The sequence below is a fragment of the Psychrobacter sp. PL15 genome (genome assembly GCF_035984995.1).
GTDB lineage: Bacteria > Pseudomonadota > Gammaproteobacteria > Pseudomonadales > Moraxellaceae > Psychrobacter.
The window spans coordinates 50,619-68,541 of the sequence record NZ_JAXCIB010000005.1 but is presented as its reverse complement, the minus strand read 5'-3'; the positions used below and the strand labels follow the sequence as shown (position 1 = coordinate 68,541).

At 43.7% G+C, this 17,923-nt stretch carries 10 protein-coding genes; 8 read left to right on the top strand and 2 right to left on the bottom strand.

Going from position 1 to position 17,923, the window contains the following annotated elements:
• Positions 1 to 293 precede the first annotated feature (293 nt).
• From RCH20_RS05945 to cydB, 6 genes are all read left to right on the top strand, one after another.
• Positions 294 to 1,634: an MFS transporter gene (locus RCH20_RS05945; protein WP_327192934.1), complete on the top strand. Its 1,341-nt coding sequence runs from the start codon at positions 294 to 296 to the stop codon at positions 1,632 to 1,634.
• A 213-nt stretch (positions 1,635 to 1,847) separates the two neighbouring features.
• Complete coding sequence (coq7, locus tag RCH20_RS05940) at positions 1,848 to 2,486, top strand: 2-polyprenyl-3-methyl-6-methoxy-1,4-benzoquinone monooxygenase (RefSeq protein ID WP_327193014.1); 639 nt, start codon at positions 1,848 to 1,850, stop codon at positions 2,484 to 2,486.
• Between the two features lie 172 nt (positions 2,487 to 2,658).
• A complete protein-coding gene (locus RCH20_RS05935) occupies positions 2,659 to 3,765 on the top strand; it encodes a tetratricopeptide repeat protein (RefSeq protein ID WP_327192933.1) in 1,107 nt (368 codons plus the stop codon).
• Positions 3,766 to 4,292: 527 nt separating this feature from the next.
• Positions 4,293 to 6,773, top strand: coding sequence for an esterase/lipase family protein (locus tag RCH20_RS05930; RefSeq protein WP_327192932.1), 2,481 nt, complete (start codon positions 4,293 to 4,295; stop codon positions 6,771 to 6,773).
• A gap of 801 nt (positions 6,774 to 7,574) precedes the next feature.
• Positions 7,575 to 9,083, top strand: coding sequence for a cytochrome ubiquinol oxidase subunit I (locus tag RCH20_RS05925; protein ID WP_442793103.1), 1,509 nt, complete (start codon positions 7,575 to 7,577; stop codon positions 9,081 to 9,083).
• Positions 9,083 to 10,099: a cytochrome d ubiquinol oxidase subunit II gene (cydB, locus tag RCH20_RS05920; protein WP_209958055.1), complete on the top strand. Its 1,017-nt coding sequence runs from the start codon at positions 9,083 to 9,085 to the stop codon at positions 10,097 to 10,099. The genes RCH20_RS05925 and cydB overlap by 1 nt, the downstream gene beginning before the upstream one ends.
• A gap of 455 nt (positions 10,100 to 10,554) precedes the next feature.
• On the opposite strand, the gene murU is transcribed toward cydB, so the two are convergent.
• Together murU and RCH20_RS05910 are read right to left on the bottom strand one after the other, a co-directional pair.
• On the bottom strand, positions 10,555 to 11,283 hold the full coding sequence (gene murU / locus RCH20_RS05915; RefSeq protein ID WP_327192931.1) for an N-acetylmuramate alpha-1-phosphate uridylyltransferase MurU: 729 nt from the start codon (positions 11,281 to 11,283) through the stop codon (positions 10,555 to 10,557).
• An 82-nt stretch (positions 11,284 to 11,365) separates the two neighbouring features.
• The gene (locus tag RCH20_RS05910; protein ID WP_327192930.1) at positions 11,366 to 12,469 is read right to left on the bottom strand and encodes an aminoglycoside phosphotransferase family protein; all 1,104 of its coding nucleotides are present in this window, start codon (positions 12,467 to 12,469) and stop codon (positions 11,366 to 11,368) included.
• A 499-nt stretch (positions 12,470 to 12,968) separates the two neighbouring features.
• On the opposite strand from RCH20_RS05910, the gene RCH20_RS05905 reads away from it, so the two are divergent.
• Positions 12,969 to 15,881 carry an LPS-assembly protein LptD gene (locus tag RCH20_RS05905; protein WP_442793102.1) on the top strand — a complete coding sequence of 971 codons (2,913 nt, stop codon included), beginning with the start codon at positions 12,969 to 12,971 and terminating at the stop codon, positions 15,879 to 15,881.
• Positions 15,882 to 16,112: 231 nt separating this feature from the next.
• Complete coding sequence (locus tag RCH20_RS05900) at positions 16,113 to 17,516, top strand: peptidylprolyl isomerase (RefSeq protein ID WP_327192928.1); 1,404 nt, start codon at positions 16,113 to 16,115, stop codon at positions 17,514 to 17,516.
• Positions 17,517 to 17,923: the final 407 nt, after the last annotated feature.

Sequence of the window (17,923 nt, the reverse complement as noted above, 5' to 3'; positions counted from 1 at the left end):
GCTGTTAGTGGTTTTTACCAGGCCTTTGACTATTATATAGACCCCTAAAAATCACAAATCATAACTTAGTTAATTATCAAATCATAGCACCGGGCGCATGTATTTCCTGCAAAGCCTTGCTATTATACGACCTAACATTGATAAAACCTATCTTATATTTTGATAAGTTTTTGATACTATTCACAATTACGGATAATAATTTGAATACTAGAAGCGCGTTAGCTTTATATAGTTAGCCTTAATATAGCTCGTCCACTCAACTTACTAGACGCCATCCGCTTGTAGGAGTCTTCATGGCAAATCAGTTTCAGTTATTTAAGCGCCGCCGTTTTAGCGCCATGTTTTTTACCCAGTTTTTAGGTGCTTTTAACGACAATGTTTTTAAGCAAGCGCTAATATTAGTGTTGACCTACACTGCTGCCAGCCAAATGGGCGTAGCAGTTAGTATTCTAAATAACTTGGCGGCAATGCTATTTATTTTGCCCTACTTCTTATTTTCAGCATTGGCAGGGCAAATTGCCGATAAATTTGAAAAATCAAAACTGACGCGATTTATTAAGTTGCTTGAAATAGTCATCATGGTGATCGCGGCAGTAGGCTTCGTATTTGAGTGGTATACGCTATTGTTTGTGGCGTTGTTTTTGATGGGTACTCATTCAACCTTTTTTGGCCCGATTAAATATGCCTATTTGCCCCAAGCGATGCAAGAAGATGAGTTAGTTGGTGCCAATGGTCTGTTTCAAATGGGTACCTCACTCGCCATCTTACTCGGTATGATTATTGCGGGCGTATTAACGCAGCTATCGCAACCGCTATATTGGATTAGTGTAACGGTCTTGGTAATAGCAGTATTAGGCTATATGGCGGCGCGATATATTCCTGTCATGCCAGCAATGCAGCCTAGTTTAGATATCAATTGGAATATTTTTACCACTAGTATGGCGACCGTACGCTATTTATACTCTCTGCCCTTTCTATTCTTTGTCATTTTAGGTAACAGTTGGTTTTGGTTTTACGGCGCAACATTTTTAACCCAAACCCCCGAATTTAGTAAAGTTATCTTACATGGAGATGAGTCAGTGGTGATCTTCCTACTGACTTTGTTCTCTGTTGGGGTATCTATTGGCTCACTACTATGTAAAACCTTCACCAAAAATCAGGTTAGTTTGCGATTATTACCCTTTGGTATTGCGGGCTTAAGTATTTTCGCCATCGATTTATACTTTTCTTTGTCGGGATTGTCCATCGACGTTAATACCGAAGCGCTGTTGGGTATTGGCGCGCTGTCTAATGTGCCTGGTAGCTGGCGGGTATTTGCTGACTTGTTCTTTTTAGGGTTTAGCGGTGGCTTATATATCGTACCTTTATATGCTTCTATGCAAGCTTATGCGCCAAAGAGTCACCGCGCGCGCATTGTTGGTGCTAATAATATCTTTAATGCCATATTCATGGTCAGTTCAGCCATCTTTGCTATCGTCGTATTGAATAGCTTAGGAATGACGCTACCGCAATTGTTCTTAGTCACGGGCATACTTAATATTGCCTTTGGATTATTTTTGTATGTTAAGTTGAATAAACATATTAAACAGGCGGTCATACAAACTCATGACGATATACTCAAGCGCTTAGATTAATTCAGGACCGACAGTCAATGTCGTCCTTAACTGCTGGTTAACAAATCGCGGTCAAAAAGTGACGGCTGAACTTATAATTTCCATGCCGATAATCAGTATTGTTTGCTATAGTAATGTTTATCGGCACTCGTTAAGCCGTTACCCTCACGTTCTAACTATAAATAGCGATATGACCTCGGTCATACCTAAACCAATAAGGTGTTAATTATGGCACTGCGTTCTTTATCTAAAATTGATCACTTACTACTTGGCGTTGACAAGGCGTTGCGGGCTGTCGTACCGCATTCGAATCCTGGTACCCGTCCGCTACCGGTCAGTAGTGATAATATTCCGGAGCTGACCATTACTGAAGCCAGACATGTCGCTGGGCTCATGCGTGTCAATCATACGGGCGAAGTCTGTGCACAGGGGCTTTATCATGGGCAAGCCTTTACCGCAAAAAATGACGGTGTTAGGCAAGCTATGCACGAATCAGCAGTAGAAGAGATCGATCATCTGGTCTGGTGTGAGACCCGTCTGGATGAATTGGGCAGTCATGCCAGTATCTTTACCCCATTGTGGTATGGCATGTCATTCGGACTCGGTGCGGTGGCAGGGGCAATCTCTAATAAGTTTAGTTTAGGGTTTGTCGCGGAGACTGAGGCACAGGTGAGTGAGCATTTACAAGACCATATTGAGCAACTCCCTGCGCAAGACAACCGGTCACGAGAAATACTAGCGCAAATGGATATTGAAGAATTACACCATCGTCAGGTGGCATTAGAGAATGGGGGGGGCGCACTGTCACCGCCTATACGCGTTACCATGCGCTGGATGGCCAATGGTATGAAAACTACCGCCTATCATTTATAACAGCACTTATAGATGAAGTCATAATTAAGCTCACTCAATGTTTTACTTTTAACAATCCTACTACTGATAACATTAGGGTTAATTTGCTAGGGTAATGGAAGTTTGTACTATTTTCTCTATTTTAAAGCTAATGACAATAAACAACTGCTAAATAAACAAGGTAACGACTTCTATGAAAGCCATAAGCCCGCCTAATAATTTTACTAAATCGCCTAAGCTTGCGACCTTAACTGCCCTAGCGGCAGCGTGCACTATGATGCTAGCGGCACCTGCTATTGCTGCCCCTGATACTGCAGCTACTGCTGATATCAGTACTAGTGCGCCTAGCGCTATCGACTCCAGCAAACGGGTTATTCGTCTGGCTCAGCCTAATGCTACTGTAAGTGCTGCAACTCAAACTAGCGCACAGTCAAATACCGTACAGCCCAGCAGTTCACAACAAAGCAGTTCACAACAAAGCAATGTTCAATTTAGTACTGCACCAGCAGCAGTACCGCCACAACAACCCATACAAATACCTGGTGCGTCGGAGCTGACTGGATCGACTCTGGTGTATCAACGTGGGCCTATGACCAGTACCGGTATCGATATTAGCGGCGGTCAGCTCTCTAGTATCCCCACACCACAAGTGCGACTGTCAGATATTAGCTTTGTGCCTACGGTGTTAATCTCGCAGCAGCAAGGCTCAGGTATCGATAAGCTAGATGTCAGCTTGGTTGACGATTTCATCACAGAAGTGTCTCCTAACGCCCGTCACTATCCACCAAACTTTCCTAACCGCACCCAACGTCATAATACCCGTGAAAAAATCAAAGTATTGGCTGAATGGATTGAACCTTATGCCAAAGCGCCTAATGCCTCTTATGATGTGCTACTGCGGGCGGCCAAACTAAACGGTATGGGACGTAACTTAGATTTAGGTACCGCCTTTACGATACGTGGTGGACAGTATGTTGATCGCGCCATTAAAAACAAGCCTGATAGTGGGGAAGCCAACTTTCTGTATGGCATGATGCTAGCAGAAGGCGGTGGCTTTAAAGAAGGCCAAAAGTATCTGGACCGTGCAGTAGCGCTTGGCTATACCGAAGCAGAACAAAGCTTGGCACAGTCAGATCTGTTGAGCGATCGCCGTAGCCAAGCCTTAGATCGTCTGCGTCGCCTTGAGCAACAAGTACCTGACAACAGTATTATTCGTCAACAAATCAAGTTAGTTGAAGACGGTAAGTTTTATATTTGGGATTTGCCGGCTCCTAACGTTAAAATTAAAGGTATGAGCTAACGTTAATGAGGAACTTAGACTTCATTGTTTAGATGCAGCTATCAGTACGCGCTGATCTGTAAGCGTCGACAAACAAGTACTGCTCAGTAAGCGCTGACGTGAAAACATTCTGAGATTGAAACCATGAGCGCGTTCGTTTTGTATTGATTTAATGTCAATACAAAACGAACGCGCTTTTTTGTGGGTGTGCTAATAGCTATTCGTCCACTCACCCATTTATCTAGCCAAACCTCATCCTTAATATATAGTTAAAACACCTTAAAAACGCGACGGTACTGCTGGCATAAGCTTTTTGCAGCCTCTGTCTGCGTAGACACAGCAAGCAAGAAAAACGTATGCCAGCTGTATGTTATGTATCGATATTACTTTTCATTGACTATAGCTTGTAAGTAACAAAGCTCAAATAAAATAGCTCAAATAAAATAGCTCAAATAAAACAGTACCATCACCAAAGTTCAGCTACACTTTTGTATGTGTCAATAACATGCTGATTGCTAATTCTTAACTATTCTTTAATGAGAACCCCGATGACGTTTGCCAGACTTGTCATAGCCCTAGCGGCGCACGCTAATAGAAAACTCACTGCTATCGCCCCCCTGTTCGCTTTAGTAGGAGTAATAGTGCTACTGCCAGCCTGCAGTACAATCTCAGTGGATAGGCAAGCCTCGGCAAAGACTATTTCTGCTCAGCGTGGCAATATCGTTACTGACAATAAACTCAGTAGCGATACCGCCTCAACCTTGTTATCAGCCGGTCTTAATGAACAGGCATGTATGCAGCAATTCGACTTGTGCTTAGCGCAGCTCAGTGACAGCATGCTCAATGAGCATTATCGCCCAGCGCTGGCCATTTTTGCAGAATTACACTATGCCAAAGCACGCGAGTTGGCAAAATCGCAAGATTGCCGTGATGCGCTCTCACGTCCACCAATTGACCCTTATTATGCCAACGCCCCATTAACCCCTACTCAAGCAAACAACCAACAACAAAATACCGATCAGTGTTTGGTTGGCTATCAGGGGCGACTATTTAATGCCGTTAAATACAGTTATACCTATCTATTTTATGACAGTTTAGATCATGATTTTGAAGGAGCAGATTTAGACAGCCGCCGCTCAGCTCAGCAAAATCGCATACCAAGTGATATTGACATCCAAACCCAAGACATCTATAACGCCGCCAGTAACGATGTTATTACCCAACTTTATGACTCAGCTGATAACTCACATAAGCTGCTAGGCGATGGCAAAATCAACTACTTGTCAACCACGGCTGCCCTAGACGAGGATAATAAAGCCGCTATCGCTAATCGCTCCCCGCTTGCTGGCAAGCCCACCGACCAAATTAAGGTTATGGCCATGCAAGTGGATAAGTACAATCTTAATGTTTATCTACCAAACGAAAACAACTATCTGCAGAATGCTAATAAGCAAACTTCTGCGCTAGTAGATTTGGTATCAACTTATGAGTTACGTCTCTCTGGCTTGAACTCGGTTAGCAAACGCCCTGGTTTGGGTGTGAGCTTGGTGGCTTCGTTAGATGACCGCTATACGACAACTATTCGCCAGCTACTAATCTCAACGCTCTCAGGCAGACTCGGTAAAGAGACGACCAATGGCAGCATGGATGACAGCGAAGCCAGCGCACGTATCTATCCTACAGGCCATTTGTTAATGACCGGTCTGATTAAGCCTACCGGCGATAGCGTCCTCGATGTACTCAGTAGTAAGCAGCTCGGCATTCATTTATACAACCCCTACCGCAGCGAGAATGTCAATATATTGGGTAATGACTATCCCCTTGCGGCTAATTTCTCAGCAGGTTATGGCCTGTGGCTGGCGGAAAACCAACTTGACGGCGTGGGCTATTTAAACCTTTTGACCCGCCAGCAACAAGCCAGCTTACCCAAACTATTTATGTTAGAGCCCTATGACCCTGATAAGCGAGTGATTGTCATGTTACATGGTTTGGCATCGAGCCCGGCGACTTGGGTTAATTTGACCAACGATATTTTTAATGATGACAAGCTGCGTGATAACTATCAAGTATGGCAAATTTTCTACCCTACTAACTTGCCTATTTTAGAAAATCGCTATCAGATTCAAGAATTACTTAAAGCTGCTTATCAGCAAACAGACCCTAGCGGGAAGAATCGTGCCAGCAAGAACAGTGTTATTGTTAGCCATAGTATGGGGGCCATTATCGCTCGTATGATGCTATCTGATGATAACTTGACCCAAAATCTCGATGCATTAGACGATCAAAGCATGCTGTCCAGTAATAGGCGTCAAATCGATGCCATGCTAAAACAAGAATTTGGTAAAGCAGATCTAGGCAAACGCTTTGAGCTTAAGACCTTACCACAAGTCGATACCGCTGTATTTTTATCCGCGCCATTCCGAGGTACCGACTATGCTGATCGCTGGTTTACTCGCGCCCTGCGTCGTATTATTTATCTACCAATAAGTTTGGTAAAAACAGTCACTGATAACTTAGCGACTATCGCCACTCAAGGTGATTTGGCACAGAATCCGTTAGGGGCTCTATACTTACAAAATGGCGCTAGCCAGTTGAGTAATAAATCATCATTTATTCAACTAACCAAAGACATCACTATCAACGACCGCATTACTTATCACTCGATCATTGCTAATAACGATGCAGATATCACCAGAGGCTTGGCGCAAATGCAGCCGAATGGGGCGAAAATTGATTTGTCTCAAGCGTTACCAGAAGATAGTAAGATTATAGGCGACAGCGCGACTAATAGCACTGACATGAGCGCGTTACCCAATCAGCCACTGGTGGCGGCAGTAACCGTTAATGAAGACATCAGCCAAGCGTTAACCGCACGGTTATCCGACGGTATCGTGCCTTATACTAGCGCCCATCTCGATGGTGCCGCATCTGAAACCATTATCAATGGGGGTCATAGTATTCAAGCCAATCCACAGACCATTCTAACCTTACGGCGTATTTTGCATCAACAGCTACAAAGCTCGCGTTAAACGAGACGTTAAGGAGCTAGTAACGATAACTTTGACAGCACGCGCCTTATTAACCTCAGCGGATATAAGCGCTGTTTTTGTGATCAATCCTTACACACACTTAAAAATGCAAACATCTCAAAGCAAGGAATAGCAACAATAGATTTACAATATTTGATAAATTCTGGGACTATAATCTTGAACGCAGATATAGCCCCAGACGCCGATAATAAGCTAGAGCTAAATTATAAAACCTGAATTTAAAAACCTAGTGTTAGGTGCTTGAGCATAGTGATTTTTAACAGTGATGATAGGCTCAGCAAATATCGTTATTGATAAATACAGTTAAACAATCCCCTACTTATTAAATGGCTGCAAAGTTTATTTAAATAAGTAATGACTGACGGATTCGTGACTGGTACGTACGAATTGATTATAAGACCTTTGTTGCACGCCCACTTGAGGAAGCGCATAATACACGAACGTTAATTTCACTTAACCTTTAATTAAACAGACGAATGATTTGTAATTTATAAGGACATAGATTATTCACTTTAGCTAAATAATCCTCGGCTAAATACCATTTGCAGACAAACAACAATTGGCTATTGCCCGTAAAACTTTTACTAGCGTTAATACCATATTTAGTAGCGAAACCAGACAACCGAATGTCAGTTATACCTAGACTATCAAGACAGGTGTGACAAACTCGGCAGATACCGCATCGCAAATATAGCGTATTCACTACATCAGTTACGGACAGTTACTTAAGCGTATCATGGAAGCTAGCGCCACACAGCTAACAGATAAAGGTAACCGTTTATGTTCGCTACGTTTATGATCGACCAGCTTGATGCGCTGATGCTTGCGCGTATTCAATTTGCATTCGTTATCTCCTTTCATATTGTCTTCCCCGCATTTTCTATCGGACTTGCCAGCTTTTTGACTGTGATTGAATTTCGCTGGCTTAGAACAGGCGAAGCCATTTATGCTGAAGTCTATAAGCAATGGATAAAAATATTCGCTGTGGTCTTTGGGATGGGTACTGTCTCAGGTGTGGTCATGTCCTACCAGTTTGGGACTAACTGGGCGGTATTCGCTGACAAGGCGGGTAACGTCTTAGGGCCACTATTGGCCTACGAAGTCCTGACTGCATTTTTCTTAGAAGCCTCATTCTTAGGCATCATGCTCTTTGGTTGGGGACGAGTCAGCAAGCGTATGCACTTTGCATCGACTGCGATTGTGGCTATTGGTACCCTCATCTCAGGATTTTGGATCTTATCTGCCAACAGCTTCATGCAAACACCACAAGGCTTTATGATCGGTGCAGATGGTCTATTGTATCCAACCGACTGGCTCAAAATCATCTTTAACCCCTCATTCCCTTATCGTTACGCCCATATGATGACTGCAGCATTCTTGACCACTGCCTTTGTTATCGGTGGTATCGGTGCTTATTATATTCAATCTAAAAAACACATCGAACACCGCAAGCATGGCCGAGTCATGTTAAGTATGGCGATGGTTATGGCCATATTCGTTGCGCCAGTACAAATATTTATCGGTGATATGCATGGGCTTAATACCCTCGAGCATCAGCCGGCAAAAGTAGCGGCAATGGAAGGTCTTTGGGAGAATGAACGCGGGGCGCCACTGGTGTTATTCGGTATTCCAGATCAAAAAGCCGAAAAGAACCATTACGAAGTTAAAATTCCTTACCTATCAGGTTTGATCCTAACGCATTCGTTAGATGGCGAAGTAAAAGGTCTCAAAAGTTTTGCACCAGAAGACCGGCCGTACGTTCCTATTGTGTTCTGGTCATTCCGGGTCATGGTTAGTATTGGCATGTTAATGTTGCTCGTGGGTATATTCAGTGCTTATAAATACTTTAAAAAGCAACAATTCAGTCCTGAAAGCAAATGGTTTCACCGCTTATGGATGATGATGACGCCGCTCGGATTCATCGCTCTACTCGCGGGTTGGTTTGTTACCGAAACCGGCCGTCAGCCTTGGACAGTATATGGCGTAATCCGCACTGCTGAAAGTATGTCACCAATTGCGGCACAGCAAGTTGCAACGACCCTGATTGGCTTTATTGTAATGTACATCTTCGTCTTTGGCGCCGGTACCTTTTATATCCTACGCTTGATTGCTCAAGGACCTAAACCGTACCTAGATCCTACGAAAGATAACTACTATGAAAACTCTGTCACCGAAGGCCAAGGCCTTACCTTAAGTGGTAATAGTGAAGCCAGTGATGACATGAAAAAAGAGTCAACTGAAGATCTTGACCAGCCTGCGAATGACAAAGATGATGGAGGGTTACGCTAATGTTTAACTATGGTGATGTATTAGACTTACCCTTGATTTGGGGTGGCTTAGTTGCTTTGGCTGTTTTTGTTTATGTCCTACTCGATGGCTTTGATTTAGGCTGCGGCATCTTATTCCCGTTTGCAGGCTCTGATAAGAACCGTAGCCGGATGATGAACTCTATCGCACCGTTCTGGGATGGTAATGAGACTTGGTTGGTGCTAGGCGGCGGCGGTTTGTTTGCAGCTTTCCCCGTTGCTTATGGCATCATTATGACGGGGCTATATCTGCCGGTCACTTTAATGTTATTTGGTCTTATCCTACGCGGAGTGGCGTTCGAGTTTCGCTTCAAAGCCACGTCACGGCGCTATGTATGGGACTTTTTCTTCTTTGCAGGCTCAGTCATTGCCGCCTTCTCTCAAGGGGTTATGTTGGGTGCACTAGTACAGGGCTTACAGGCCAGTAATCGTTTATATTCAGGGGGACCCTTTGATTGGGTCACACCGTTCGCTATGGTCTGCGGTGTTGCCCTTGTTATCGGCTATGCGCTACTCGGATCCACATGGCTCATCATCAAAACTGAGCACAAGCTACAAGTTTGGGCACGGAAAATATCAGGCTGGATACTATCAGCGCTGGTATTAGCGATGGTGGTAGTAACGGCATTTATGTACTTTTCAGATATCAAAGCAATCGAAGGTTGGTTCAGTCTGCCAGGCGTGTTGTACATAGCACCTATGCCCATTATTGTGCTGTTACTGTTCTTTGTGATGCGTAAAGACTTAACCACTGAGCGCGAGTATCGTCCTTTTTTATTGACGGTGGCGTTGTTTCTAATGGGTTATATTGGCGTCTGTTATGCTATGTTCCCATATATTGTGCCGTATCAAATGACTATTTATGAAGCCGCTGCGGCTGATACCTCACTATCATTTATGTTGATTGGCGCGGGTATTATGCTACCGATAATTTTAAGCTATACCGCTTTTGCCTATTATACTTTTAAAGGTAAATCGGACCATAAGCCTATGTACTAGGTAGTAGGTAGTAGGTAGTAGGTAGTATAAATATTATTTTGAGCGCTAAGAATTATAGTAGCTGCCGCCAATCATTGCGGCAGCTCAGTTCAACAAGCTACAGTTAATCCTAAATAAACGTAATGCTACCAAGCATAGTTGCTACTGAAAACTTACAAGGGATTAACGATAACTAAGAGGTCATCATGAAAAAGCTCAGTAAAAAACAAACACAATGGGCATGGTTTATCGGCTTATATTTAGTAGGTTTTTTGACTATCTTTATTATTGCCCAACTGATTAAGCTGGCAATGGGTGTTTAGATCTGTATCTAGTTTTGATTGGCTGTAACTGGCTCTAACTGATTTTAATCAATAATAACAAAAATGCAGCGCTGAAAAATTATCAGCGCTGCATTTTTGATTTAATAGCTTTATCTCTGCAAGCTTTGTTTCTTAACTTTGTTTTAAAAAAGGCTAAACACCACGATGGTCGCCTACCCCTTTAGTCTCAATAAAGTGATTGACCTGCGTTAAGCGCTCTTCCGTGCCCACGTCGATCCAGTGGTCTTTGATGACTTCTGCAGTCACTTGAAACCTCATCATCGCTTGCTTCAATAATGGTGCGAGGGCAGCTGGCTGTCCTGGTACTAGGCCATCAAGCAATCGCGGCGACATAACGCTAAGCCCTGCGAAAGTATATTTATCAGCGTCACCAACAGCATGCTCACTTGCCAAGCCATTATTCACCGCGAAGTCGCCGCCATTATTGTGTTCTGGATTGTCAATAAGAAATAAATGGGCGCGCTGATCTGCCCCTAAGGTATAATCCTGTAATTGTGCAAAGTCAAACGTTGTCCACACATCAGAATTAACTAGGATAAATGGTGCATCTTGTAGCTTGCCTGTTTGTAGCGCCTGAAAAATACCACCTGCAGTCTCTAACGGCTCATCATTTTCTGACGACCAATGCAGCGTCACGCCATATTGCGAACCATCACCTAAAGTGTCCATTAACTTGTTGGCAAGCCATGAGGCATTAATAGTGATATCAGTAATACCTACCGCTTGTAGCGCCTTAATGTGCCAGACAATCAGTGGCTGTCCGCCCACTTCGACTAGAGGTTTGGGGGTTTCAAGGGTTAGCGGACGCAGGCGCGTTCCCTTGCCAGCAGCCAAAATCATTGCTTGCGTTAGTGCGGACATACTCATTCCTTTCTAAAGAGGGGTTGTAGCTATTGATGTTTTATAACCACTTATTCAGTCAATATAACTTCAACAAAAATAGCTAAATATATTGCTGCGCAAACTTAAGCTGATAGGCTGGCAGAATCCTATCTTGTATCCATACATTAAATGGCAATGCCGCCTGCTGCATATTATCACTGCCATGAGCAGCGAGCCACTCCAGCTCAAACATCAAATCGCGCATAACTTTGGGAATATCAGCCAGATAACGACTCTTGCCATCACGCTCATATAAGCGGACAAAAATACCCAAAACTTTTAGATGCCGCTGTACGCCCATGACATTGACGTCATTTTCCAGCTGTGCTGCGCTACTCACTGTTTGCAGTTCAGACTGCTGCTGTAATTGCCAAAAATCATAGATCCAATGTGTTACCTGTCGCTCGGGCCATTCCACATAGGCATCACGCACCAGTGATACTAAATCATAACTGTACGCACCAATCACCGCATCTTGAAAGTCAATCACGCCTAAACGTGAGTGCGCTGCCTGATCTTGCATCAGATTGCGACTGTGGTAATCACGATGGACGATCACTTGTGGCTGCGTTAGAATTTCTGCTATTAACGCTTCTTTTAGGTTTTCCCACAGTATTTTATCAATATTTACGCCAATATACGGTATAAACCAATCGCTAAATAAGTCCATCTCGCGAGTTAACAGCGCCGTATCATAATCTGGTAATTGATGCTGGGTCTTGGCTGTCGCTACTGGTAACTTCTGTAATGCGAGTAGCGTGTGCATTGCCAATTGATAATAGTTATTCACTTGCGTCGGAGTCGCGTCGATCAGTAGATGAGCAAATTCTATCGTGCCGAAATCTTGTAGCACCAAAAACCCTTGTTCTAAATCTTGGGCGATAAAATCCGGCACATTGATTGCGGGTGACATTAATTTACCAACATTGATAAATTGCTGCAACGCTTCTTGTTCATCAGCAGAATCCATGACAATATAGCGCTCAATGCTGTCATTATTACTGTTTGACAACTGAATACGGTGATATTGACGGGCACTGGCATCACCGGGCAGGCTATCAAGTGTAAAATCTTGATTGACAAATATTTGCTGTAGCCATTTCTCTAACTGCTGCTTACGGGTGTTGGCAGTCAAGTGAGTTGTTGAAGGTGTTTTATCTGTCATATTATTATTTATCATATAAGAGTATCGCAGGTTAAATATCAGTGGTAAACAACTAAAGTAGTGATAATTCAGGCCAATACTTGCTAAAATGGTGAGCGATTTTATTCATACTGGCTGTTGTATTATATGGTTTAATGCTTGGCACTGAGCATGGATTTAAAAAAACGCCTTGCTACACCATAAAATTTGATGAATAGTGTAGCTGATTTGGTTTTTTTTGACTATGATAAGTCGTTGATAGTTGTGATATGAGCGAATATCTAAAGCCATATTATCGTATAGTGATCGCAGAATTGTCTATTAATAGACCAGTATATGATGGACTAAACCCGTTTACGGTGCTGCTCCAGTATTTTACGCTCCTTTGCGACACTGACAATCTTATTTGTCACTAACGATTACTGGATTAAATAGCATGACTGATCAAAAATTACTGGCTAAATAGTACTAACAAACTAAATACCGCGACCCCCTAGGCTCTGCAATCATAGGTGTGCCCTTGTTATATTCTCCGCTCTACCAAAGCATACGTCTAATTTTATTTGGTGCATTAGGATTGACTGTGAGTGCGGCTGTTGCAGCAAATGCTGACATACAGACGACCGAGCCGTTTCTAGATGATAGTACCAGCATCAGCAGTAACATGACTGAAATCACTGAGAATACTACCATACGGTTGCTAAACAGCGATGATGTTGGTAGTGAAAATAACGCTACTGATACTAACTCTACTAATAGCGGCACTATACAAGTACAGGCGCGCAATGAGGCGATAACTGAGGCAATCACTAAGCCGGCGCTGGATAGCAGTCGCCTGAATGTCAATGATGAAAGCATTCAAGACAGTCTCATGCGCTTGGCAGAATTTTATGAGCTTACCCCCGATTCTGACGCTTCTAAACCAAATACTGCCGATAACACTATAGATAGCAGTACTAATAACACGCCATCCGGATCAAACAATGCTCTACAGCCTACCATGGCCAGTCAGCCTGTGCGCCCGCTTGGAAAAGATCTGGATTTATTACCGCGTATGGCAGACAGCAGTCTGCGCTGTGAAGGTCAATGGGTATCTCCAAAGAGCAACCCTAATTATCAGCGCGCTGTCAATGAAGCCAATGCGAACAACGGACAAGCCCCTAATGATTTAAGCGCTACTCCCAATAGCCAAGCAGCACTGTTTGCCGAGTCCGATTATGGCTATTATGATAACGTCGACTATGCCGAATTATCAGGTAACGTCATCATTGACCAAGGCACCCAGCATATTGAAGCAGAGAAAATTCTCTTAGATTTAAGCACTGGCGTAGCTAGCGCAGAGGGTAAAGTACTGTTTACTGACCAAGCCACTGGCAAAGGCAAGACCCCAAATAATGATCAAGCGTCCATTACCGAAAAAGCCTCGCAAGGCGGTCTAATTGGGGTAGCGGATAGCCTGGCTTATAGTACTGAAACGGGTCAGTCGACTGCCTATAACGTGGCCTTTGCCAGTGTGCCATTGCAAGCGCATGGCTACGCCAAACGCCTTAATCGTCCTAATGACAGTCAAGTTGAGCTTGATCAGGTAATGTTTAGCACCTGTCCACCCACCGATCGCAAGTGGCAACTTGAGGCTTCAAGTATTGATTTAGACACTGATAGTGGCCGTGGTAAGGCTTATAATACTACCTTCCGTATCGCTGATATTCCCATACTGTATTTGCCTTATTTTAACTTCCCGATAGACAGTCGACGCAGTAGCGGATTTTTGTTACCTAGCGCTAGCATTGGTAGTGAAAGTGGTCTTGAGATCGATGTTCCTTATTATTTGAATATAGCGCCCAACTACGATGCTACAATCAACACGCATGTTTATACCAGTCGCAACCCAATGCTTTCAGGCGAGTTTCGCTATTTAACAGAACAATACGGTAAAGGCATTGTTAGTGGCTCATATTTACCCAACGACAAGGAGTTTGATGGCGAAGACCGCAGCAGCCTTTTTTATGATTACTCATGGGCATCAAAAAGCATTCCGCGCCTAAGCGCTGACGCCAAATACAGCTATGTATCAGACTCCGACTATCTCAATGACTTTGACACGCTAGGTCTGTCAGACAACACCTTAAATCTGCCACGGCGCGCCCGTCTCAACTACTATAATGATTATGTCGATGGGGAGCTAAAAGTTGAAACGTTCCAGACCCTTGATGCCTTTAATAGCATCGGTCAGCCGTTACAAGATAAGGATAAGCCCTACTCGCGTTTGCCACAATTAGAGTTGAACTACCGCCTACCCTGGTTGAAAAGCATAGACATTACCGGTACCAGTGATTCTGCTTATTTTAAAAAGTCTATCGATGATGGCTCAGAAGCTGAAAAAAGTGGCGCACGCCTTTATAACAAAATCAGCGCCGCTTACCCAGTGGAAAAAGCCTGGGGTTATGTAAAACCTCAGCTTAGCCTACAACACTTATATACCTCATTTGACCAAGACAGCTTGGCAGCTCTTTCGCTAAGTGAAGAAGACGGCAGTCGATCAGTATTTGTACCGCAAGCCAGCATCGATGCAGGACTGAATCTATACCAATCTGGTTCACCATTCGGAGCATTCGACGATACTATGGGTGGCTATCAGCTACTCAGCCCACGCCTCAAATATATTTACTCACCATTTGAAGATCAAAAGGGTATTCCTAACTTTAACTCCCGTATTGCCTCTATTAACTACGAGCAGCTATTCTCAGACAGTTGGTTTTTAGGGCATGACCGCTTGCAAGACTTGCACTCGCTTACCCCTGGTATTAACTATCGTTACATCGACGCAACGGGTGTGACACGTTTTGATGGTAGCATTGCGGAGCAGTTCTATCTTGGTGAGAGTCGCGTTACTCTAGAAGGCCAAACCCCAGTATTTAACACCTCATCCTCTGGGATGGTATGGGATGTCAGTACCCAACCTTATAACAATGTATGGGTCGATGTCAGTGGCGCGCTTACTAACAGCTACGATTTAAATTTCATCACTACTGAACTGCGTTACCAGCCAACAGACAACAGCTTATTTAACGTTGGATTTGTTAAACGTCAACGCGATGACAATACCAATCAACTTGCGTTATCGGCATTTACCGCATCAGCTGTTTTCCCTGTAAATAATAACTGGCGGGTACTCGCACAAGGTCAATATGATTATCAAAATAATAGAATGCTCGACTCCCTAGTCGGTATTGATTATGAAGATTGCTGCTTCGGTTTTGCGGTTTATGGCCGCCGTTACTTCAATGACTTAAATGTTAAAGACAAGCCTACTCAAGCCATTATGGCAGAGATTAGACTCAATGGTCTGGGCAGTGGTAGTAGCCGATTGACACGCTTACTCTCTGATAAAGTGCTTGGCTTTGAGCCAGTTCAAACTGCATGGAAAGACTAGTAAAGTATTTATAGATAGGATTATAAAGCCAGCTATTTGTTAGGTGTAAACCATCCAATAACATAAGCTGGCAAAGCAAGTTAGCTCGAACTATTACTCGTTTAGCTGTTTACGTGGCACTATTTGTTGTAATACCATTGCGGACACAACTATCTAGTATATGATCATTAAAATATAGTGGATATGGTTGACCAACTACCATCCAATGCAATGTCATTGATGAGGAACCTCATGAGATTTTTTTCTTTACGTCAAACCAGCCGTGCTGTACTGTTTTCTATGGGTATGGGCGCAGGCCTTGTACTTAGCTTCAGTACTCAAGCAGCGACAGTCAAACCTGCAAACGTGTCGGCCAATACGGCTACCGACCAAGTTAGCAGTACTCGTCTAACCCCTGCTAATAGTACAGATGGCATCATTGCACTAGTCAATGATAATGCCATTCTCAAAAGCGATTTGATCGATGCCGTTAATCAAACTCAAGCCCGTGCGCAGGCGGCTGGCGAGCCTATTGCTAATTCAGCGCAGCTACAGTCTGAAGTATTGAATGCGCTGATTTTACGTGAGCTACAGCTGTCATTGGTTAATCGTGTCGGACTCAAGCCTGACGAAGCTGCTATCAATCAGCGCCTGGCTCAAATTGCTCAGTCTGAAGGTCTTGATAGTATTGCCGCCTTACAACAGCGCCTAGATGCGAGCCAAGTCGGTAGGTATGCCAGCCTGCGCGCGCAGTTAATTGAAGATGCGGCCATTCAATCTTTGCAACAACGCCAGATTACCAATCGTGTGCGCATTAGCGAACAAGATATTGATGCGTTTTTGGCCTCTCCTGAAGCCAAACGCTTAAACCAAAGCGAGTACCAGACCATTCATGTGCGAGTGCCTTATATAGATGATTATAGCCGTCTATCACCCGCCCAACGCGATGAAGCACTCAAAGTCGCCCTAACACTACGTACTCGCTTGCAAGTACCGAATGTGGATGTCGCTGAGGCGGTAGCCGCTGCTCAGGGTAATTACCCGATTCCGTTGCAAGGTGGTGATATGGGTTTTAATAAAGCCGCCGCCCTACCTACCGAGTTATCAAGCGAAATTACCAAGCTAGAAGTGGGCGCTGTCAGTGCACCGTTAGTAACGCCTGAAGGCATCGATATTATTAAACTGGCTAATAAAAAGTCTAGCGATACCATGCTTATACCGCAGTGGAACACTCGCCATATTTTGATCAAGGTTGATGAGTTGCAAACTGACGCCTTGGCGGAGCAAAAGATCAATGACTTGTATGATCAGCTACGTAAGGGAGCAGATTTTGCCGGTCTAGCAGCCACTTATTCAGACGATCCGGGCTCTGCTGGACGCGGTGGTGATCTTGACTGGGTCAGCGAAGATGATATGATCGGTCCCTTTGAAGCAGTAATGAAAGCCACCACAGTCGGTGACTATTCTGCGCCATTTAAAACTCAGTTTGGTTGGCACATCCTTAAACTAGAAGGCGAGCGTCAGTTTGATGTGAGCGATCAGTATCGCCGTAATATGGCGCGCCAAGCGCTATATCAACGCTTGGCACCACAGGCCAAAGAAGATTGGTTACAAGAGCTGCGTACTAGCGCTTATATTCAAGTGCTGGCGTCGTAAGTTACATAGCTATCGCTGCGTTAACCTAGTTTGATAGCAATGAGTTGATAAGGGCATATGTGAACGCGTATGCCCTTTTTATGGGGTAAAAAATGAGTCAGAATTGCAGCTGATTTATTTGAGTGCCTTAACTGAGTCTGACAATATTGCTATAGTTAAAATACCTTAAAAACGCGACAGTACTGCTGGTATAAGCTTTTTGCAGCCTCTGTCTGCCTAGGCACAGCAAGCAAGAAAAACGTATGCCAGCAGTAGGTTATGTATCGATATTACTTTTCATTGACTATATTCTCTAGAGCCACACAAAAATTATTAATGATCAAGCTATGTACCAAAATGTGTACCAAAATATGTACCAAATATTATGACTCATGACCTCAGACCTTTAAAATCAGCAATTTACACAC

What these genes read in the sequence shown, in the direction of transcription:
- RCH20_RS05930 (WP_327192932.1), top strand. Translation starts at nt 4,293, where the DNA reads ATGACGTTTGCCAGACTTGTCATAGCCCTAGCGGCGCACGCTAATAGA.
- murU (WP_327192931.1), bottom strand. Translation starts at nt 11,283, where the DNA reads ATGTCCGCACTAACGCAAGCAATGATTTTGGCTGCTGGCAAGGGAACG.
- RCH20_RS05945 (WP_327192934.1), top strand. Translation starts at nt 294, where the DNA reads ATGGCAAATCAGTTTCAGTTATTTAAGCGCCGCCGTTTTAGCGCCATG.
- RCH20_RS05910 (WP_327192930.1), bottom strand. Translation starts at nt 12,469, where the DNA reads ATGACAGATAAAACACCTTCAACAACTCACTTGACTGCCAACACCCGT.
- cydB (WP_209958055.1), top strand. Translation starts at nt 9,083, where the DNA reads ATGTTTAACTATGGTGATGTATTAGACTTACCCTTGATTTGGGGTGGC.
- RCH20_RS05925 (WP_442793103.1), top strand. Translation starts at nt 7,575, where the DNA reads ATGTTCGCTACGTTTATGATCGACCAGCTTGATGCGCTGATGCTTGCG.
- RCH20_RS05935 (WP_327192933.1), top strand. Translation starts at nt 2,659, where the DNA reads ATGAAAGCCATAAGCCCGCCTAATAATTTTACTAAATCGCCTAAGCTT.
- RCH20_RS05900 (WP_327192928.1), top strand. Translation starts at nt 16,113, where the DNA reads ATGAGATTTTTTTCTTTACGTCAAACCAGCCGTGCTGTACTGTTTTCT.